1 protein-coding gene and 1 pseudogene are annotated in these 540 nt (G+C 43.1%); both read left to right on the top strand.

Annotated elements, in window-relative coordinates:
- Positions 1-364, top strand: a pseudogene (bmr, locus tag ACWHAR_RS31235) (multidrug efflux MFS transporter Bmr); the annotation flags it as partial.
- 72 nt (positions 365-436) lie between these two features.
- Positions 437-540: MerR family DNA-binding transcriptional regulator (locus ACWHAR_RS31240; protein ID WP_452088949.1), on the top strand; the 104-nt coding region annotated here is incomplete at its 3' end.

A 540-nucleotide genomic window follows, 5' to 3' on the forward strand; every position in this document is an offset into this window, starting at 1 on the left:
TGGCGAAATCCATTTAATTCGGTACAGCTTAATTCTCTCTACGAGTCTGGTATTCTTGCTGACAACGGTACATTCATATGTTGCGATTCTGCTGGTTACAGTCACCGTATTTGTCGGATTTGATCTCATGCGGCCTGCGGTAACGACTTACCTGTCAAAGATTGCGGGAAATGAACAGGGGTTTGCCGGCGGTATGAATTCAATGTTTACAAGTATCGGCAATGTATTCGGGCCTATTATCGGCGGAATGCTGTTCGATATTGATGTAAACTATCCCTTCTACTTTGCAACGGTCACCTTAGCAATAGGGATTGCACTGACCATTGCTTGGAAAGCGCCTGCACATCTTAAAGCCAGCACGTGATAAGAAGCGCATTCTTTGTGTACTGCAAAGAATGCGCTTCTTCTTTATACTGATGATAGAAGGAGTGATGGCATGAAGGAATCGTATTACTCAATTGGGGAAGTTTCAAAACTGGCAAACGTGTCGATTAAAGCGCTCCGGTATTACGATAAAATTGATTTATTTAAACCCGCCTA

The sequence above is a fragment of the Bacillus sp. LR--39 genome (assembly GCF_053613335.1).